Annotated in this window: 19 protein-coding genes; 10 read left to right on the forward strand and 9 right to left on the reverse strand. The window is 44.9% G+C overall.

Translation table 11 applies throughout. The features are described 5' to 3' along the window. Nucleotides 1-5 precede the first annotated feature (5 nt). Together dpaL and FRZ06_16120 are read left to right on the forward strand one after the other, a co-directional pair. On the forward strand, nucleotides 6-1235 hold the full coding sequence (gene dpaL / locus FRZ06_16115) for a diaminopropionate ammonia-lyase (GenBank protein QOX64761.1): 1230 nt from the start codon (nucleotides 6-8) through the stop codon (nucleotides 1233-1235). Nucleotides 1236-1340: 105 nt separating this feature from the next. After that, nucleotides 1341-1805: a methylated-DNA--[protein]-cysteine S-methyltransferase gene (locus FRZ06_16120; GenBank protein QOX64762.1), complete on the forward strand. Its 465-nt coding sequence runs from the start codon at nucleotides 1341-1343 to the stop codon at nucleotides 1803-1805. Between the two features lie 3 nt (nucleotides 1806-1808). Here FRZ06_16120 and FRZ06_16125 read toward each other — a convergent pair whose 3' ends face one another. After that, nucleotides 1809-2396, reverse strand: coding sequence for a TetR/AcrR family transcriptional regulator (locus tag FRZ06_16125; GenBank protein ID QOX64763.1), 588 nt, complete (start codon nucleotides 2394-2396; stop codon nucleotides 1809-1811). A 186-nt stretch (nucleotides 2397-2582) separates the two neighbouring features. On the opposite strand from FRZ06_16125, the gene FRZ06_16130 reads away from it, so the two are divergent. From FRZ06_16130 to FRZ06_16165, 8 genes are all read left to right on the forward strand, one after another. Beyond that, nucleotides 2583-3320 (forward strand): ABC transporter ATP-binding protein, encoded by a 738-nt coding sequence (locus FRZ06_16130; GenBank protein QOX64764.1) that lies wholly within the window; start codon nucleotides 2583-2585, stop codon nucleotides 3318-3320. Then, the gene (locus tag FRZ06_16135; protein ID QOX64765.1) at nucleotides 3310-4332 is read left to right on the forward strand and encodes an ABC transporter permease; all 1023 of its coding nucleotides are present in this window, start codon (nucleotides 3310-3312) and stop codon (nucleotides 4330-4332) included. The genes FRZ06_16130 and FRZ06_16135 overlap by 11 nt, the downstream gene beginning before the upstream one ends. A gap of 15 nt (nucleotides 4333-4347) precedes the next feature. Then, the gene (locus tag FRZ06_16140) at nucleotides 4348-5304 is read left to right on the forward strand and encodes a biotin/lipoyl-binding protein (protein ID QOX64766.1); all 957 of its coding nucleotides are present in this window, start codon (nucleotides 4348-4350) and stop codon (nucleotides 5302-5304) included. A 259-nt stretch (nucleotides 5305-5563) separates the two neighbouring features. Further along, the gene (locus FRZ06_16145; GenBank protein ID QOX64767.1) at nucleotides 5564-6604 is read left to right on the forward strand and encodes a hypothetical protein; all 1041 of its coding nucleotides are present in this window, start codon (nucleotides 5564-5566) and stop codon (nucleotides 6602-6604) included. A gap of 155 nt (nucleotides 6605-6759) precedes the next feature. Next, nucleotides 6760-7446, forward strand: a complete 687-nt coding sequence (locus FRZ06_16150) for a sigma-70 family RNA polymerase sigma factor (protein ID QOX64768.1) — start codon at nucleotides 6760-6762, stop codon at nucleotides 7444-7446. Continuing rightward, nucleotides 7439-8203, forward strand: a complete 765-nt coding sequence (locus FRZ06_16155) for a DUF4367 domain-containing protein (protein ID QOX64769.1) — start codon at nucleotides 7439-7441, stop codon at nucleotides 8201-8203. Before FRZ06_16150 ends, FRZ06_16155 begins: the two co-directional genes overlap by 8 nt. 67 nt (nucleotides 8204-8270) lie before the next feature. Further along, complete coding sequence (locus FRZ06_16160; protein QOX64770.1) at nucleotides 8271-8708, forward strand: hypothetical protein; 438 nt, start codon at nucleotides 8271-8273, stop codon at nucleotides 8706-8708. 123 nt (nucleotides 8709-8831) lie between these two features. Then, complete coding sequence (locus FRZ06_16165; GenBank protein ID QOX64771.1) at nucleotides 8832-9032, forward strand: glycosyl transferase; 201 nt, start codon at nucleotides 8832-8834, stop codon at nucleotides 9030-9032. A gap of 456 nt (nucleotides 9033-9488) precedes the next feature. Here the strand turns inward: FRZ06_16165 and FRZ06_16170 are convergent, their stop codons facing one another. From FRZ06_16170 to FRZ06_16205, 8 genes are all read right to left on the reverse strand, one after another. Then, nucleotides 9489-10562 carry an alanine/ornithine racemase family PLP-dependent enzyme gene (locus FRZ06_16170; protein QOX64772.1) on the reverse strand — a complete coding sequence of 358 codons (1074 nt, stop codon included), beginning with the start codon at nucleotides 10560-10562 and terminating at the stop codon, nucleotides 9489-9491. A gap of 61 nt (nucleotides 10563-10623) precedes the next feature. Then, complete coding sequence (locus FRZ06_16175; GenBank protein QOX64773.1) at nucleotides 10624-12000, reverse strand: DNA mismatch repair protein MutL; 1377 nt, start codon at nucleotides 11998-12000, stop codon at nucleotides 10624-10626. Continuing rightward, nucleotides 11990-12517 (reverse strand): GNAT family N-acetyltransferase, encoded by a 528-nt coding sequence (locus FRZ06_16180; GenBank protein ID QOX64774.1) that lies wholly within the window; start codon nucleotides 12515-12517, stop codon nucleotides 11990-11992. The genes FRZ06_16175 and FRZ06_16180 overlap by 11 nt, the downstream gene beginning before the upstream one ends. A gap of 292 nt (nucleotides 12518-12809) precedes the next feature. After that, nucleotides 12810-15011, reverse strand: a complete 2202-nt coding sequence (locus FRZ06_16185; GenBank protein QOX65975.1) for a LuxR family transcriptional regulator — start codon at nucleotides 15009-15011, stop codon at nucleotides 12810-12812. Nucleotides 15012-15021: 10 nt separating this feature from the next. Continuing rightward, entirely contained in the window at nucleotides 15022-15384 is a 363-nt protein-coding gene (locus tag FRZ06_16190) for an ornithine aminomutase (protein QOX64775.1), read from the reverse strand. 256 nt (nucleotides 15385-15640) lie between these two features. Continuing rightward, nucleotides 15641-17041: a PLP-dependent lyase/thiolase gene (locus tag FRZ06_16195; GenBank protein ID QOX64776.1), complete on the reverse strand. Its 1401-nt coding sequence runs from the start codon at nucleotides 17039-17041 to the stop codon at nucleotides 15641-15643. Then, complete coding sequence (locus tag FRZ06_16200) at nucleotides 17038-17340, reverse strand: 2-amino-4-ketopentanoate thiolase (protein QOX64777.1); 303 nt, start codon at nucleotides 17338-17340, stop codon at nucleotides 17038-17040. The genes FRZ06_16195 and FRZ06_16200 overlap by 4 nt, the downstream gene beginning before the upstream one ends. A 13-nt stretch (nucleotides 17341-17353) precedes the next feature. Beyond that, nucleotides 17354-18412, reverse strand: a complete 1059-nt coding sequence (locus tag FRZ06_16205) for a dihydrodipicolinate reductase (GenBank protein ID QOX64778.1) — start codon at nucleotides 18410-18412, stop codon at nucleotides 17354-17356. Nucleotides 18413-18485 lie beyond the last annotated feature (73 nt).

Here is an 18485-nt window from a genome sequence, read left to right on the forward strand (position 1 = left end):
TAAAGATGGATATCACCGAATCAAAGCTGGGCATCCGGCTCCTTGCAAACGAACAGTGCTGTGACACGAACTTTCCTGACTTTCTTTCGGAAGCGAACGTTTCCCATATCCGCCGGTTTCATGAGACGGTGCCCGATTATCGGTCTACGCCCCTCGTATGCCTTGACGCACTGGCCAGCCATCTGGGTGTAGGGAAAATTTACATAAAGGATGAATCCAAACGGTTCGGCCTGAATGCATTTAAAAGCCTGGGCGGCTTATATGCGGTAACCCGCGTAATCTGCAGAGAGCTGGATCTGGATATCAAGCAGGTTACCTTTCCGCAGCTTCAGACTCCTGATGTCAAGCAGAAAATCAGCAATATGGTTTTCATTACAGCTACCGACGGGAATCATGGAAGGGGCATTGCCTGGGCCGCTTCCCGATATGGCTGTAAATCCTATATCTACATGACGAAAGGAACGGCGCAAAGCCGTGTAGATGCGGTCTATGCAGCGGGGGCGGAAGAAGTCATCGTCACCGAAGTCAATTATGACGATACCGTAAAGCTGGCTGCAAAACGCGCTGAGGACTGCGGCTGGACGCTGGTACAGGATACTGCCTGGGAAGGATATGAGGAAATTCCCTCTTGGATTACCCAGGGCTATACCACAATGGGCGCAGAGATGCTGGAGCAGCTCGGGTTGGAAGGCATACAGAAACCAAGCCATCTGTTTCTTCAGTCCGGTGTGGGTTCCTTCGCTGGAGGAATATTGGGATATTACGCCTGCCGATTCGATGGCAAACCTCCCATAACCACCATTGTAGAACCGGTCAACGTGGCCTGTGTGATGGAATCTGCGCTGGCTGCCGATGGCAACCCTCATGCAGTTGCAGGAATCCAGGAGACCATTATGGCAGGCCTTAATTGCGGAGATCCCTGCCTCACAACCTGGCACATCCTGAGAGATTGGTCCTCTTTCTTTGCTGCCTGTCCTGATTTTGTAACGGCAAAAGGAATGCGTACACTGGCAAATCCGTTGGGGAAGGACCCAAAGATTATTTCCGGTGAATCGGGCGCGGTAGGATTGGGTTTATTGTCCCTCCTCATGGAGCGGAGTGAACTAGCGGGGATGCGAACCCAGATGGGCATTGATCAGCATTCGGTAATCCTGTTGGTCAGCACCGAAGGTGATACGGATCCGACTGGCTACCGTGAGGTAATTTATGATGGAAAATGCCCTGTCCCCCAATAGAACGTATAAATCCCAATCACGAATGATAAGCCAGTAAATCAGAGCTCTGACTTAATAGCCAAAGAACAGAATCATGAACTTCAAGAGAAAGGAAAGGAGATTTATATGGCAAATGTATTTTACTATGAATTAAAATTAGGCCCAATTGGAATTGCGGAATCTGATGACAAGATTACACATTTATTCTTTCAGAATGAGGCCTTTTCTCCTGAAGGATATACCCATGGGGAAACTGCCGTTCTTACCGAAGCGGCGAAGCAGCTAAAAGAGTATTTTGATGGTCAGCGTAAAGAATTTGAACTTCCCCTTGCTCCAGCGGGAACGGAATTTATGCAGCGTGTCTGGAACGCCCTTCTGCAAATCCCCTATGGAGAAACCCGCAGCTATAAGCAAATCGCTAAGATGGCAGGAAACGAAAAAGCATGCCGTGCGGTTGGTATGGCAAACAACAGAAATCCGATCTCCATCTTTATTCCCTGTCACCGGGTCATCGGTGCAAACGGTGCGTTGGTAGGATACGGAGGCGGGCTGGACAAAAAGATCTTTCTCCTCGAACTGGAACGTCGTTAAGACTTATTCCTCACTATCTCTTCCTATAATATACCCCACTGGACCATGTAGCGAAATCTCACGGATTAAGTCTCCCATCTCCTCAAGGGGGACTTCCATGTCTCTTTGAATCCATAAAGTAATCAGCCCGATCTGCGCCGATGCCATATACTCCATCACGTATTCGGTTCGAGGAACTACAGGCAGATTTTCTTGCAGCATGAGCATTCGAAGCGTTTGCTTTACGAAGTTTTTTATCTTATAAACAAAATTGGGATCACCGTTATTACCCAGCAATACCTTCAGATATCTGCCGTACTTTTCATAGAATGATAGCGGCGGCATGAAGGCATGGATATCCCCGCCCCTCAGGATCATTGTGGCAACGCCCTTTATTTTGTCTACCAATTCTTCCAGAAACTCATCCTCAGCTTTTTCAAGCAAATCATAGATATCCTTATAATAGATGTAGAAGGTTCCTCTGTTTAAATTCGCCCTGTCAGTAATTTCTTTGATACTGATCTTCTCTATTTTTTTTGTTTCATAGAGATCGAAGAAGGCCTCCTTGATGCGATCTTTCGTTTCCGCTACCCGTTGCGAATCATAATTCATCGTAATTTCCTCCGAATTCAGTGAAATACCTGCCGATTTATTTTTCAATATCCCGACATTTATCACAATATTGTTGATTTATTTTCTCGAAATGACTCATTATAATATGAGTATAAAACAACACGTTGTTGTGTACAAGAATATATTTTGTTCCTATCTATTTGCTCGTATTGAAAGGATTCAATAATGAAGGATGAAACCAACTGTATCGTTATGAATCAAGTAAATAAATTTTACGGGGAAAAACAGGTTTTGAAAAGCGTAGATCTTTCCGTACCGTATGGAGCCATTTATGGACTGCTTGGCCCCTCTGGCTGCGGAAAGACCACAACAGTCAAAATTATGGCTGGCATTTCCGAAGCAACCTCCGGTGAAACTTTTGTCCTTGGAAAACCGATGCCCCAGCTTTCACTGATGAATGAAATCGGCTATATGGCACAGTCCGATGCTTTATATATGATGCTGCCAGCTGCAGACAACCTGGAGTTTTTTGCTTCTATTTATGGTATGAAAAAAGAACAGTATCGGAAACGGATTCCCGAAGTCATGGAACTTGTGAATCTTTCCGATGATCTTTATAAGCCGGTTTCTGCATATTCGGGCGGTATGAAACGCAGACTTTCTCTGGCCATGTCCATCCTTCACCATCCCAAGGTTCTGATTTTGGATGAACCAACAGTAGGGATTGATCCGCTGCTCCGAAAGGAAATCTGGAATGAGCTTTACAAAATGTCTGATGCAGGCGTGACCATATTGGTAACGACCCATGTCATGGATGAGGCTGAAAAATGCCATCAGCTTGCAATGATGCGGCAGGGAATTCTGATCGCCCAGGGCACGCCTCAGGAGCTTCAGAGCAGAATTGGTGCGAAAAGCATAGAGGAAGCTTTTATCTACTATGGAGGTGATGGTCATGAGGATTAAGGCTATGGTTCTTCGTATCCTAAATCAGCTCCGCAACGACAAAAGAACCCTGGCGCTGATTCTCTGTGCGCCGCTTCTCCTTCTGACACTAATCTATTTCATCTTGGACTCATCAACCACAGACTTATCTGTAGGAGTAATTAATGCGCCGCAGCAGTATGTTGAACACCTTTATGAAAATAATATCGTCCCCATCCGCTGCAGTGATTCGGAAGCGGCACAGATGCTGAAGGATGAAAGAATCATCGCCTCTGTGAAAATGATCAGCGGTAAGATTTATATCGACATCGACGGCGGCAATTCGACGAAATCAAATGCAGTACTGGCAGCCATGGAAGCAGCGAAAAAAGGAATGGGCCCTGCCATAGAACGAAAGGATCTGAAGACAGAAATCAACTACGTGTATGGTTCGGATGATCTGGCCCTTTTTGACAATTTCGGCTCTCTGCTTATCGGGTTTCTCGTATTCTTCTTTACCTTCCTGATCTCTGGGATTTCCTTTTTGCAGGAGCGGACAACAGGTACTTTGGAGAAGCTCCTTTCTACGCCCATTAAACGCTGGGAAATCGTTACGGGATATGTCCTGGGGTTTGGCGCAGTCACAGTTATTCAATCCCTGATCATAACAATATTTGTCGTCTATGTTCTGGACATTATGATGATCGGATCCTTATGGCTGGTACTACTGGTTACCTTGCTTTCCGCGATGACAGCACTCACGCTGGGGATCCTTCTTTCAACACTGGCTTCCAGCGAGTTTCAGATGATTCAGTTCATCCCCATAGTAGTGGTCCCCCAGGTCTTTTTTACCGGCCTTTTCGACCTGTCCCCGGCCTGGAGCATTGTTGGAAAGTTTATGCCGCTCTATTATGTGGCAGATGCGCTGGAAAAGGTAATGATCCGCGGCGGAGGGTTTTATGATATTTGTCTTGATGTTTTGGTTCTTTTGGGCCTAACCACCCTTTTCATGGCAGCAAATACCAGACTGCTGAAGCGTTACCGAAGAATATAAAAGGAGGTTGGAATCATGAAACATATAAATCACAAACGAAAACTAATTCCTCTTGTCATTCTGGCGGCTGCCGCTCTAATTGCATCTATATCTCTGAGCGGCAGCAATCAGTTTACCGGCGTGGTCGAAGCAACGATTCTTCCCCACATCTCAGAAGTGCCCGGTAAAATAGTGAAACTGCCTGTTGATCTTGGTACCCATGTTGCAAAAGGAGATGTCATTGCAATCATTGATAAAACTGATCTGGAGTATAGCCTGAAGCAGCTGCAGCTCACCTTGGACCAGACACGAATCGCCCTGTCCGAGCAGGAATCTCAAAGCGGCTCAAAGGCTTCAAACAGTATAGCTATCGCGCGATCGAATTATAACAGTGCAGTATCGGCAAGCCAGAAGGCAACCCTAGACTATCAAAATGCTCAGGAGCTTTTTACGCAGGGCGCAATCACAAAAGATGTTTTGGAGAAGTCCAAAGTTGCGGCCGACACAGCTTCCAATGGTGTAGTGTCAGCAAAAGCTCAGCTCGATAATGCCGCCAGCGGAACTCCGGCAGAGTCTACCCGGCTGGAACTGGAGAAACTGGAAAGCCAGCAGGAAGAGATGCTTCAAAACTTAGATAAATATACAATAAAAGCAGCGTCGAACGGTGTGGTTATGAGCAAGAGTTATCTTCCCGGCGACATGATCTCCCCTGGATATAATCTTGTCGATCTTGCTGCTGACGGAGAAAACTATTTTGTATTCTATCTGCCTGTTGAGGATCTTTATTCCATGGAGTACGATCAGACTTATGATGTGGTAAGCAATGGTACTTCCTATAGGGCAACGGTGAAATATATCGATGTAAAAAGTAACTATACCCCAAAAGATATGCAGACCCCTGCAAATAAAAACCGTAAGAGTATCAAAGTCAAATTGCTCCTCCCCAAAGATTGCCCACTAAAACCCGGTCAGGAGGCAGAAGTCAAAATTTGATTTAGTAGCATTTTATAAAAGGAAACTAGTCAGCTTAAGAATAGATTATACACCCCCAATACAGCTCGTTTTATTTGCTTATATCGGGGGTTATATTATGTTGATTATTTGTCGAATAGATTCTAAATATTTCATAATATATCCAGAAAATTTTGATTATGCGTGTACATTTTCGCTTTTTCGTTTACAAATTATCCTTTTCTTGGTATATTTAAAAGGTTAATATTTTTATTGAATCGTGAAAAGGAGATTAATGAGAATGAAAGTAAACCGTAGACGATTATTTGTACTTACACTGGCAGCAGCGCTTCTGCTTACTCCTGTTTCTGCCTTCGCAGCAGGCAAAACCGTAAATGTAAACGGTCGGGAAGATACGGGTGTAACGCTCGATAACATCTCTGTAACAAACGTTACAAAAGAACTGGATGCAAAAGCTACAGAAGAATACCTTGATGCCTTTTTTGAAGTTGACGCACCATGCGTTATTACAACCCTTAGAGATTCCCACGGCTTCACTGCTGAAAAGATGAAAAAAGAAGGGGAAAGCTTCACTTCTGCCGGAAAAGTTACAACCTTGAAAGGCATCACTCAAATCCGTGTGCCAAATCCCGAAGATGCCATGAGAGATCTTATTAAAACCGTTGATTTATCAACTGTTGATCCTGATACGCAAGATGTGGAGCTTGTTTCAAAGGGCGCTACTGCTACGCTGACAGAGCCCGGATATTACTCAATCTCTACGTTCATTGCGGAAGAAGGCTCCACTGATATCATGATTCTTGTTAAAGGAACCGCATCAAATGAACAGACTCCAGCAGCTACCACAAAACCGGATGTTACCGCACCGGCAGAAACTCCTGCTGCTGTGACAAAAGCTGATGCAAAGGCTACCGCTTCAAAGGTGCTGGTAAACAGTGCAGCAACTTCCTTTGAAGCTTACAATATCGACGGAAATAACTATTTTAAGCTGAGAGATATTGCTAAAGTCGTAAGCGGCACAGCAAAACAATTTGATGTAGAATATAACGCAGATGTTAAGGCCATCAATCTCCTCTCCAGCAAGTCGTATACCGCAGTAGGCGGCGAAATGGCTGCAGGAGATGGAACCGCAAAGAGCGCTACGCTGAACACTTCCAAGATTTATAAAGATGGAACAGAGATCGCTTTAACCGCTTATAACATAGGCGGAAATAACTATTTCAAGCTGAGAGATCTGGCTGCTGCTTTCAACATTGGTGTTACATGGGACGGAACCACCAATACGGTTGGAATTGATACTTCTTTGGAGTATACTGAATAGTCGTTAAATGAAAGTACTCTTTAAAAAGCCCCCTGCATCTGCGGGGGGTTTTTTGCAGCCTTTACACAGTATAAAATTTCCAGTATAGTTATGTATAGGATTTTACCAATCGTTGAGAAAGGTTGCTGACCTTCAGCAGGTCTTTCCGATTCCGTATGTGCGTCATGGCTTGCACAATCCGATTGATAGCAAAAGAGGAAGTAATGATTTTTTTAATTTTTACCGACGCAAAAACTGAATCAAAATATTGCAGAATCTATTCGCTCCATGAACAGGTTATGATACGCGTTGCAATGAGTATTCTTCACGATCAAAAACATGCAGAGGACGTTGTTCAGGATTGCTTTCTTGAGATGCTTGAAAATGAAAGCCTTATGGAGAAACTTGCTGATCCCGATTCTCCTGCAACCAAGAGTTACCTTTTGATGATGGTTAAGAGCAGAGCAATTAATTTATACCACAAGCTAAAAAAACAGCAAAGTGCTGTAATAGATGATCCCGAAAATTTGTTATATCAAATAGAGGATAGGACCGCTGATGTGGATCATATCCTTGCCAATACCGAATTGCTTTCCGATGCAAAGCAATATCTAAGTATTCTGGACCCCCTGGAAGTGAACATTATGACGTTAAAATATTATGTCGGGTACCAGAACAAGGAAATTGCTGACCTCTTAAAAATGAACGGAAATCACGTAGGAGTCAAGCTCTATCGTATTAAACAAAAGCTTGCATCAATCATTCGAAAAACTGGCACAGCTAAGGAAACGGAGAATGTAAAATCAGCTCCTGCAGGAAACCAACCGGCGAAGAAGCGAAAGGAGGCAGCAGACTATGAATGATCTAAAAAACGAATACGATGCTGCCGTTAGAGAAAGAGCGGACGCCTTTATGAAGGCTGCAGCAATCGCGATGATCAGAGAAAATACACTGGAGTATGAGAAGCACAAACACGGTGCAGAAAGCATCCGGCTTTCTGTAGAATTTCTGGAGAAAAAGACAGCGCTCATTAGAAAACTAGAGCAATCCGAACAAAAAAAGGCATTACAAAAGCGCTTTCGATCACTTGCCAGAGCAGCTGCGGTGATTCTCCTTTGTCTGCTTACGGTTTGCACCGTTCTGACCGCTACCGTTGATGCTTTTCGTTATCGGGTTTTCGAACTCCTTTGGATCAATCACGGCGAATATCTGGAGCTTGTACCAGTGGAATCGGAGCCAGTCAGCCCAGAAGAGCGTGCCCTCTTTCCTGCGGACTGGCAAGGATCATTCTATCCATCAAAACTTCCTCAGGGATTTGCACTTAATGAGGTATTTGAAGTAAGCTCGATCCAATATATCACCTTCCACGACAGTAAAAAACATTTTATCAATCTGTCTGTCTCCCCTGCCGGAAAGACAAAAACTGGGGTGAACAATGAAAATGTCAAAATCAGCGAGGTAGAGATCAATGGTGCCAAGGGGCAAGCCTGGGAGAGCGAAGATACCTGTCTGATCATCTGGATGAATTATGAACACCAATTCAGCCTCTTCAGTGATGTTCTGACGCTAAGCGAAATGTTGGAAATTGCCGAAAGTATAAAATATATGGAAATAAAATAAATTTTTATTATTTTTATGTAATATAAAACCTCCTTTTTTTGTTATATCAGTAAAGGAGGTTTTTTATATGAACAGAAAAATATTGATCACAGCAGCGTTAATGCTGTCTATAGGTTCTGCACCAGGAGCGGTTTATGCAGGGGAGCCAGTCTTGGAACAAGCCTATGCATCCGCCATAATTTCTCCCATGTGGACAGGAATGGATCGCTATTCCACCGATTTTTCTATCAAGTCAGGAAAAGCCATTTGCGCTGTTATCGTTGAATCAGCGTCTTCTGACAAAATCGAATTCAGCATCAAGTTGCAGCAATACAAGTCCGGCAGTTGGAAAACCGTCGATTCATGGACTCAGAAAGCATCACCATCCGGCGGCATTGCAAAATTCAGTGGGTCGTCAACCATTTCAAAAGGGTTTACATATCGCTTTACAGGAACATTAAAGACCTATAAAAACGGAACACTCCTTGATACTTGCTCTATTACAAGCTCCGAAGAAGCTTATTGAGACAAGAATTCATGGAGTTGGAGGGGGGTGAGGCCAATGGGCTGAACTAAAGTGAGTTGTTCCGTTGAATCATATCACAAGAGACCTTTTGATTATTAAAATATGAAAATTGAGGATGCAACCATGAAACTAAAAATCTTAATTTGCGGTGCATTGATCATTCTGCTCAGTCCTGTGCTTGGATATGAATCATTAGGCATCGTTTATGCAAACCGCAATTTGATTGGGGAATACCCTCTCTTGTTAGGGGGATTCATCATTTCTTATCAATTAGTGGGTATTTTAATCTCCATCATTGGTTTTAAGAAAACTGAGAGAGAATAACGGAGGAGATGATAATGAGAATCAAAAATATGACTAGAGTTTTACTTGTAACAGTTTTATGCATACCGCTTTAACATATCAGGTTTTTGACGTACCGAGGAGAACTCTCCGCGCCCATACAAATTAGTTAAAAATTAATTTGTAAAAAATGTAATTTGCTTACTACTACAATTTAGCTCAAAAGTAATATTAACAAAATCATTTAGCATTACAATCGGTTTAATTATCCTATTGCAGTATTTGTTAACTACTAAGGTAACATCAATTTTTTATGATTATTCACAATTAATATTAATCCTGTATGGTTGTTTCATCTATCTACTATTATCATCAATAATTAAAATTTATAAAAGAAGGGCTGCGGAAGATTAATTAGTTATCCATCCTCACAGATATCAAATTATTGAAAGGAGAGTAATATCATGAAAAAAAGTAAGTGACAGTACTTTGGCTATATTAAAGATATCCCTTCTCCACATACCTGCTGGTCGCACATTTCAGCATACCGGAATAACCCAGGCGGAAACTGATAACATCCCCCACTTTATAATCTCTATCCGACTTACTTACATCCAGAATCAAATGATCGGAGCTTGCCCCCAGAATATCGATCTTTTTATCCAAGGGGATCATGGATTCGGGGTCGGTGTCCTGCTTTCCGATTGCCAGAATAGCCCTTTTGATCACGCCACGATCCTCATAAACGGGACGCTGTCCAAACGCATCTACCCCGATCTCTCCAATGGGCAGAGAGCGCTTATGCTTCAGCTCGATGATCTGTGCTTCCAGAATAAGAGCATCGTCAACGGTTCCGGGTAGTCTCGTGCCATAGGCAGTATCATTCCCCAGTAAAAACGCCTCTCCCAGCCTTAGATTATTGATGCCCTTCGGCAGTTCGCCCCGCTCCGCCAGATAGATGGAGCTTGAATTGCCTCCAGAAACCATTTTAAGTTGTATCTTGAATTTCTCTTCAATTTTCCTTGCCGTTTCAACCAATACGGACAGGTTGTCTTCTTTCGGAATCACCGCACCATAGCAGGTCAGATTTACCCCAACCCCATAAAATCTGATGTGCTTGCTGGCAAGGCATTCTTCCACCGCGGCAAAGATTTGATCTTCATCCTGATAAAAAATACCTTCCCGCAGATCACCCAAATCGATCATAAGCAAAATATCGTGAACCTTGCCCTGCCTCTCAGCTTCCTGGTCTAGAAGCCTGATGGTCGCAAGCTCCGAGTTGAAGCTGAGATCAACGTACCGCACTACATCAGAAATTTCACTGGCCATGGGCAGCCTAAGCAATGCGGTCTTTTTTCCACATCCTGCGAAGGTCTTGATGTTCTGAATTCTTGAGTCAGCAATAAAATCTACTTCCGGATGAGAAAGCAGCAGATTTGCAAGCCCCGGTTCTGCACAAAGTCCTTTCGTAACGATCATCATGCTGCAGCCACCCTGTTGCTTCGTGATCTTGCTGACGGCATTTAAGTTTTCTTTTAGTTTCGTAAGATCAATGTTCAGTCTTGGATACATGGTTGCGCTCCACCCTTCTATTTACTCTGCGCCAATAATAGGTTCCAAATTACAATATATTTCATTTTATAAATTTTGTCTGCAGACTCTTTTCCATCAGTTTAATGGCTGACTCTTTGTATCGTCTCGATAGAACGCCAAGGGATGCCATGATATAGTCGTTATCAACGAGAATCCGCGCATGCTGCCCCGGGTAGAGGTTAAGCCCTGTATGGTTACTTTCCGCTATGGACTGCATAATCTCTATTCTGTGCGGAAGTCTGGTCAGCGCGCCTCCCGTTCCAATGATGTATTTGACCTGGGTCAGATCCTTCCCTTCTGCCAACGTGGTTCTCCCCGAAGGCCCATAAACATACCGTAGCTTTCCGGCGTGCCGTTCTACTGCTCTCAGTACAGCCTCTTTTGTCAGGCGCTCCACAAACCGAATTTCATCTGGTGTTTTGGGGATAGCCTGATAGCTTTCCTTGATTTTCGCAAGATCTAAATCTGCTAACTCCTCTGCAAGTTTACTCTCTCCGATGACCTCGATAATATTGTTCATGTTTACATAAACGCCCAGGTCACCTTCAACGGTTCTTTTTGCTTTAGGCTCCGGACTGACGAGAATCCGCGCAATCTCATCGGATGCATCGGTTACGGAATGAAGGTCCGTTGTTGCACCGCCAACGTCTAGCACGATGAGGTCTCCCAGACATTCATAAAGAACCTTCGTGGCTTCCATCACCGCTCCCGGTGTGGGAATGATGGGACCTCCTACCATATCCCGTACATGCTCCATTCCCGGCGCATGAATGATATGTTCCTCAAAGGCATCCTGTATCACCCTTCTGGCAGGCTCTACATTTAGATCGTCGATTTTAGGATAAACATTATCAACGATATACAGTTTCATCCCGCTTTCTTCATCGAAAATCAGCTTCATTTCTTCCTGATTTTCAATGTTTCCGCCATAAATCACCGGGGTTTTCAGACCCAGACTCCGGATCATTTCCGCATTGTATATTGCGGTTTCACGTTCTCCGTAATCCACCCCACCTGCAATGAGAATCAAGTTGGGTTTGATTTCTTTAATTTTTGCCAGATCTGTCCTTCTCAGCTTTCCAGCAGTAACATTATGAATAATTGCTCCTGCACCCAGTGCCGCCTCCTTGGCAGCCCTTGCAGTCATATCGTAAACAAGGCCGTGAACGGTCATTTTAAGGCCGCCTGCAGCACTTGAAGTAGCCAGCATCTCTTCGTAGTCCAGCGTTTCTGTTCCCAATTTGTTTCTCAGATCATCCACCGCACCTTGAAGGCCAATTCTAACATCTCCATCCAATACGGATGTGGGTGCCTGTCCTTGGCCAATAAAAACTGGCTCATTGGTGTTGATTCCCTGAAACGCATTGACTACTGTGGTCGTTGATCCGATTTCAGCAACCAGAACATCAACTTTCATAACAGTTCTCCTCTTTTAGATCTATTTTAAAGTATTCGTTTTGCAGCATGGAATAAATAATTTGGTCGAGATATCCTCTTTCCGATTTGTAATTCTGCCTCAGCACTCCGTCACGATGCATTCCCAGTCCCTCATATAAATGAATCCCGATAAAATTGTCGGGATAAACGTCAAGCCAGAAACGATTCATATTTTTCTCTTCGAATGCATATCGAAGCAGTGCAAGCATGGCCTCTTTGCCATACCCCTTTCGTTTTTCGGATACTGCAATTCTGCGAAGCTCAAAAACATCAGATTTGAAATCCATTTTTATCAATGAAAAGCCTACAATAGCGGAATCTTCCTTCCTTTTGAATACAAGGAGCAGATGATTTCTATCAGCAATCTCCGCTTTATGTTCCTCATATGTACCGATCCAAATAAAGTCTCGATTCTCCTTGTGACTTTCCAGTTCAATGATTGAGTTTATTTCATCCTCAACCGCTTCTACCATAAAAAGACGCTCTGTCTCAATCATCACTTCACCCCAATTTCAATTTCAGAACCGTCCGATGCCAAGAATTTCTGCGCCGGATGCGAAATAACACAACGCTTAAGCCAAGGGTATTCTCAGAGGAAACCGTCCGACCTCGAATGTGTGGCATGGAGCATGAATTTTGCTGCGGTAATATCAGAGAAACCGTCCGATGCCACGGATTCCTGTAACGGATGCGAAATAACACAACGCCTAAGCCAAGGGTATTCTCAGAGGAAACCGTCCGACCAACGGGAGCGGTTTCCGAGAGAATGCCCCTGGCTGGCGCTTTATGTTAATTTCGCATTTCTCTGCGTTTCTCCACAAGGAACGTAGCCACGTCGATACCATGGCTGTTTCTTCCAAAACCGGCATCAACGCCTGTTTTTACAGCTTCCTCGGGAATAACCTGGGTTCCGCCTGCGGCGATGATCACATTGTCCCTGATTCCCTTTTCCACTGCCAGCTCATGAATCCGTTTCATATTCTTATAGTGGATATTATCATGGCTGATGATGGTGGAGGCAAGGATCGCATCTGCATTCAGTTCCACCGCTGCATCAACAAGCTTTTCAACGGGCACTGAGGTTCCCAGATAGTGGACTTCGATACCAAATCGTTCGATGCCTCCATGCTTGATATCGATGATTTCGCGCAGGCCCACTGAGTGCTCGTCTTCTCCAACGGTTCCGCACACGATTTTCATCGGATACTGTTCAATATCCGTACGGATCTCGTCTTCGCTGAGAAGTTGTGGTTCCGGCGGAATGACAAGGGTGGAAAGGTCGATATCAAACGGAACTCTGCCCTTCAGTTCGATTCTCGTACCTTCCGCTTCCTGCATTACTTCCCGGTTGATTACTTCCGGGTCCTGCAGATTCATCTTCTTTGCGATTTCAACCGCTACTACTTCCGCGACTCTTCTGTTTGTAGGAATGAACATGTTCATCATCACAGTTCCGTCAGCCATCCATTCCATTTCCGGTTTGATCATATCACTGTTTCTGTATTTTGCGGTTTCTTCCATGCGGACTTTTACATTATCAACATCGTCCAGTTCATCGATGTAGACAATTTTATCCGGATCTTCAAATGTACAGCCTCCGATGAGTTCAGATGGGTTTTCAGGATTTCCGCCGTACTGCTCGACATTGTTGTATCCGAAATGCGCCGTAACCGGTGCAAAATAATCTTCGTCTCTTTCATAAACGTAGCCGTATCCGATTCCGCCTTCCGCTTTTCTGGCAATCCCATCACCGTTTCTCTCAGGATACATGCCAGAATCAACGAAGAAGCCCTCTTCTACTGCTTTGAAGTAACCGCCTGCAGCCACGATTTCCTCCATGAATAGGCAGGCTCTTTCCTTGATTTCTCTTGCTTTTTCACGGAGAGGACCATCGCTCTTGAGCTCAATCATTTCCATGAGGCCGTCAAGTCCTGTCAAGGTCTGTTTTGCAGTATCGCAGGCTTCTATATTATAGATGTGCCATGGTACGTTTCTTCCCTCATCCGGAGTGATGGTGGACTGAATATCCGCTCTCGTGAGTTTTGATATCAGCATGTTAAGTACATGGGTTACTGTCGCCTCTCTAGCGGACGCTTCCATATACTTGGTGTTCATCTGGGCTCTCATTCTGTATTTATCACAGATGTCCCGGAGTGCAACCGCATAGGGCAGATCCATGTAAACACAGGGAGCCGGCGGAGCAGTTGGTGGCACTGTTGAAAGACAGATGTTGGTTGGCTTGATGCCGACCTTTTCTGAGAACAGGGAGTTGATCGCATGCTGAACGATAAGCTCTGGCATAACCTTCCAGGCCTGCCTTGCGGTAGCATTTGCATTATGTGCCCCGTCAATCTGTGCAATGTCTGCCCACGCAAGAATTCTCTTTGATTCACAGGCGTCTACAAAAGAACGAACCATATTGATATTCCGATAGAGTACGTTATACTGAGGGTCCTGATGGGCCCCGTTGATTCCTTCTTCGGCAAACATAACGGCAACATCAGGTCCTGCAACACCTGAAACGTAGGAGTGGTAATTGATGGGTCTGCCCACTTCCTCTTCAATGAGATCCAGTGCTTTTCTTTGCGCCCTCACCTGTTTTCTCGTGATGGGAACGCCTCCAATTCCTTGCGGAGTTCCTTCAATGAGTCCGTCCATATGGGACTGTCCCGCAGTTCGGATAACCATGATATGATCAGCACCATGCCAGGCAGCCATTCTCATGCGGCGGATATCATCTTCAAAACGTCCTGATGCAATCTCCGTTGTGATAACCGGAGACGGCTGGGGATCGATTCCGTCAAAATATTTTGAGGATGGAAGCCCGATGCTGTTTTCAAGGGGTGTTGTGGCATCGTGGTACGTAAAAGGAACCATTTCAAGATTTGCTTCCGGCGTTCTCCAGGTCCAGCCTCTTCTCTTTGGTCTGTATTGATCCAGGTCCTTTAAGATGTTTTCAACATCCAATTTCTCGTTATGCTTCAATTTCATATCACTCATCTTATTTTCCTCCCTTGAATAACGCTGCTGCTTCATCCCAGCATTTTCCCTGGGCAAGGAGGGTTCCGGCTTCTTTGATGTCGATGTTCTTTGCCTTTGCCAGCTTATATACCACATGTCCTGCGCCTTTTCCCATTAGGCCTCTGTCCATGCAGCCTTCCACAATGGGCTTTGTCTCAAGAGAGGAAATGCCCATTCGAAGCAGCACGGATCGTTCAACGGAAGGCGTTGTATTCTTTTTCCCAAGTTCCAGAAGAGGATTCACCACCTGCTCTGTCAGCTGCCAGAATCTCTGGTAGAGTTCTTCATCTGTCAGGCCAGCGATGTGTTTTCTTCTTTCCTGAAAATCATCTGCTCTTTTCATCTTTATTTCCTTTCAATCTGTTCCGAATTTATAAGTATCGAGTTTTAAGAATCCTGCGGCACTGTCTGCGGCATTCCTGTAGGAAACCGTCCGACCAACTACCGCGTTTTCAAAACATTGCGCATTGTCAGTGCTATCCCCGTAGGAAACCGTCGCTCGAGTTTTAAGAATCCTGCGGCACTGTCTGCGGCATTCCTGTAGGAAACCGTCCGACCAACGGGAGCGGTTTCCGAGGGAGTGCCGCAGATAGTGGCCTCTACAGAGATTTTAAAACCCCTTTTACAAACCCCTCATCGGTCTTCGTTTCCTCTGCCAGGAACAGGATATCCTCTTCCGTAAGCACGCCGCTGCAGTTGTTTACCGCAGTCTTGATTAAGGAACGTCTCATATGGTCAAGATCAACATCTCTCGCTTTAATCATGGAAGGATGGGATGGGAAAATGATGGTCTTACCCGGAACCTCTTCACTTGGATCTCCGAAAAATACTTCAATTCCATTATCTTTTGCGAAGGATATCTGGGGCTGAATATGCTTTCCGGCTCCCGTATATTCTGTTTCCTGAACAAGAATCATTTCATCCTGATCCATCTCCTGTGCGATAGCAAATGCTGCTGCCAGGGCAGTGTTTCCGGCAGGTCCTTTTTCCAGTCCCTCGAGACTTGCAAGGGTTTCTGTAATATAAAAGACTTCGCCTTGGGCAATGGTAACGTAGCGATCCATATACCGCAGAGGTCTTGCTGCCGATCTTGGAACATCAGAACGATCCGGCCAGGAAGAAAACGGCATTCCAAAACCCGTATGTCCTGTAGTAAATGATTTTCTGTTAAATTGCCCGTCTGAGGCCATGTGCAGTCCAGCCAGATTAACGCTGGCTCCAATCACCGTTGAGTTTGCCCCGGCTTTTCGCAGCCCTCTCGCAGTTCCGGTGAGATTTCCTCCCCCGGCATTGGTGCAGACCACCGCATCCGGGTCTTTTCCATATTTTTCTCGAAACTGCATTGCAATCTCATATCCAAGGGTTTCTACCCCTGCGATACCGAATGGAGTATACAAAGAGGCATTAAAATATCCCGTCTCCTCAAGAAGCAGGAGGAATTTATAGAACAGCTCAGGTCCAACGGAGAGCTGAACGACCTCCGCACCAAGTGCTTCGCATTTTCTTGCTTTTTCTACGATTTCAGGCTGCCCTACACCCTTTGAGTCATAGCATTCCTGAACGATGATACATTTCAGCCCTGCTATGGCCGCCTGGGAAGCCACAGCTGCTCCGTAGTTTCCGCTGGTTGCGGCAATTACGCCCTTATATCCCAATCGCTTAGCATGGTAAACGGCATTTGCAGCACGTCTTGCCTTAAAGCTTCCGGAGGGGTTCGCTGCTTCATCCTTGATAAAAATTCTGGCGCCCTTTCCAAGCGGAGCGCATTTTCGTGCCAGTGCCGTAAGATTTTTCAGTTCGAGAACAGGAGTATTTCCCACGTTGACACTGTACTGGATTTCCTGCATCTCCTCCAAGGTGTATCCGGTCTCTCTCATCATCTTTTCATAGTCAAAGGCGATGGATCCGCTTTCGAATGCTGAATAATCAATTCCTACGGATTTCAGCATGATTTCAGCTTTTCGGCCCATTACTGATTGATAGTCGTTTGCTATAGTCATGCCTGATCACCTCCGAATAAGATGCCTCTCACCTGCTTATCGATAGCCAGAAGCTCCGGCACGAACTTTCCGAAATCATGTTCGTAGTAAGGATTTACTTCGATCAGGGTTCCAGTTTCCGTTCTGCCCGTAACGGTTTCTATCGTGACTTCATCTCCAATTTCCGCATCCTCCTGTAAAAAGCCCTTATCCCACATTTCCAGAGGAACCTGTTTTGTATCCTCCGGTACCTGAGGAGCTCTTTCGGAAGGCTGCAGAATGATCTTATGGATTCTCACCCATTCACCTTTTTTAATCATAGTTACACACCTTTTATTTTACAATTTTAGCTTCTTCACTGATCATATTTCTCATATCTCCCATGATGGCTCTTGGAACCGGCAGGTCGATCATGGTGTGAAGACCAGGTCTAGCGTTGATGACATGAGGGATCATATTAACACACATTGCTATGGTGCCGATTCCTCCGGGTACTTCTGGAGAATTTACCATATTGATATTAGGTGTTCCCTTGATAATTACATAATCGCCTGTCTGCACGCCTACCTGCTCCGGCTCAATCTGTTGAGGATGATCCATTTCGATCTTTAATTCTCCGTCAACATATCCGAAACCTTTCATTGCACAGCCTGCAACATTGCCAGCCTTTGCAAATCCATAAGGCGATTTTCTGTCTACGTCTGTTTTGATCGGCTCCATAGACTGGGTTACTTTGTCTACATCCCAACCAATGGCATCTGCGATCATATGGATGGATTCATGGAAGCCGACATGTCCGGATAATTTTCCAGTTTCAACGCCTTTTCTGAATTCTTCTTCTGTGATTCCAATTCCTTGCTCTTCCATAACAACAGGACCAAATGGAGATAAGCTGTTTACTCTTCTTGACACAATATGTTCCACCTCTTCACAGCAGCCGGTCATGATAACCACCAGCAGATCCATGATGAGACCAGGATTGATTCCGGTTCCCAGAATGGAGACACCGTTTTCTTTTGCAATTTTATCGAGCTCAGCAGCTAGTTCAGGAGACTGTGCCTTGGGATATGCCATCTCCTCTGCACTGGAAACCACGTTGATTTTCTTTTCAAGGACAAACTTCAGCCTGTCAAATGCATTCTTTGTAAAGGAGTCGGTGCAGCACAGAACAACGTCTGCTGCTTTTTCTGTAATGACGTCTTCCGGCGAGCCGATGATTACATCCTGGCGGTCGCCTCTTTCTATGGAAAGGAACTCGTACATGCTGCGGCCGACTTTACTTCCTCTGCCTGCTACGCCAACAATCTCAACTCCCTTTTTTTTCAGAAGCATTTCAGCCATACCGGAGCCCATTGCTCCAAGACCCCAGATTATTACTTTTACATTTTCCATCTTCTTTTCTCCTCTTCTTATTGATTTCATAATATAATTTAATCTAATTCCATCATTGTACTGCTTGCAGCAA

The sequence above is a fragment of the Clostridiales bacterium genome (genome assembly GCA_015243575.1).
GTDB classification, from domain to species: Bacteria; Bacillota; Clostridia; order Peptostreptococcales; family Anaerovoracaceae; genus Anoxybacterium; species Anoxybacterium hadale.